Here is a 1,552-nt window from a genome sequence, read left to right as displayed (position 1 = left end):
CGCCGCGACGAGGCCCAGCGCCGCCGCCCCGACGCGCCGCGCGGCCGCCCCGACGCGCCGTGTGGCCGCCCCGACGCGCCGCGTGCGAACCCTCCTCATGTCCCGCCCCCTCATCGGTACTCCGCCAGCCGGGGCCGTACGCCCGCGACGAGCAGCAGGACGACGAGCAGGCCCGCCGCCGGCAGCGCGTACTGCCAGCCCTCGGTGCCGCCCTTGCCGTCCTTCATGGCGCGGTCGAAGGTCGCCTGGTGCACGGCGGCGAGCCGGACCAGGCTCTGGTCGTAGGCGGCGTAGTCGGTCGCGGCCTGCCCCGTCTGCAGCGCGATCGCCTGCGCGCGGTCGTTCGCCGCGACGAGGTCCCGCATCCGGCGGTCGTTCTGCTGGAACTTCCTGAACCCCTCCAGCACGTCGTCCAGGCGCTTCGGGTCGCTGCCCGCACGGCGTCCCTCGGTGCCGAGGAACCCGAGGATCGGCCGGTCGTGCCGCTGGTTCCGCAGGCTCTGCAGCCCCCCGACCTCCTGCTGGTACCCGGCGAGGTTGTCGGCGGGCAGGTAGAGGACGGTCTGGGACTTGCTCTGGAACACCTGCTCGTAGGTGTCGCGGCGGCCCGGGTCGAGCAGGAAGCGCGTCTGGTCCGCCTGCGCGCTGTTGCCGATCGCGCGCGCACGGGCCAGCGCGAGGATCGAGTCGAAGCCGTCGGTCTTCGCCCTGGACAGCGTCGACGCCTGACTGGTGAGCATCGCGGCCGTCCAGCCGACGACGACCAGCACGGCGACCGTGGTGAGGACGAGCGGCAGGTTCAGCACCCGCCGGAACCGGCGCGCCATCGACCACTGGAACCCGACGAGCACGGCCAGCAGGACGAACCCGGTCACGATCACGACCGTGCGGCCGGTCAGCACCGCGCTCCGCTCGTCCTCGTAGGTGTGCCGGACGATCGTGCCGTTGTCGAGCGTGAGGTTGTACGCCTGCGGCAGCAGCTGCAGCTTCATCAGGTCCGTCGCGTCCCGGTACAGCTGGGTGACCGCGGCGGACGGCGGGCCCGCGGCGTGCGGGCTGCCCTGGTCCTGCAGCAGCGCCTGGCCGGCGAGCCGCTCGTAGCGGCCGAGGCCGTCCAGCAGCGACCGGGCGGTCTGCCGCTCGGTGGCGTCGCGGGCCAGCCGCGCGGCCTGGATCAGCGCGTCGTCGGCCTTGCTGCGGCTGGCGTCGTAGCGGGCGAGCGCCCGGGCCCGGTCCGGCCGGCTCGCGTCCTGGCCGCCGACCAGCAGGGCGCGCGCGAGCTGCGCGTCCATGTCGGTGAGCCGGAAGTACAGGTCGCCGGTGGCGATGACCTGCGGACCCGCGGTGTCGATGACCCTCACCCCGGTCCGCGCGTCGTGGACGCCCTTCCAGGCCAGCAGGAGCAGCGCGACCAGGACGACCACGACACCCGCCGCGAACGCCCGGATGCGGCCCGAGTTGGTGCGCGGCACGACCCGGCGGACGCCCCTGCGCGGCGGCATGGCCGCGGCCCGCGCGCGCAGGTCCGCCAGCCCCGGCCGGGCGTCGCGGG

Annotated in this window: 1 protein-coding gene; it reads right to left on the bottom strand. The window is 75.1% G+C overall.

Annotation, left to right across the window (positions count from 1 at the left end):
* Positions 1-110: 110 nt before the first annotated feature.
* On the bottom strand, positions 111-1,552 hold a 1,442-nt coding region (locus DZF91_RS23990; RefSeq protein ID WP_328589205.1), incomplete at its 5' end, for a hypothetical protein.

Origin of the sequence: Actinomadura logoneensis (genome assembly GCF_003428695.1) — a bacterium.
Taxonomy (GTDB): Bacteria; Actinomycetota; Actinomycetes; order Streptosporangiales; family Streptosporangiaceae; genus Spirillospora; species Spirillospora logoneensis.
The sequence above is the reverse complement of the archived record's forward strand: the minus strand, read 5'-3'. Positions and strand labels throughout refer to the sequence as shown.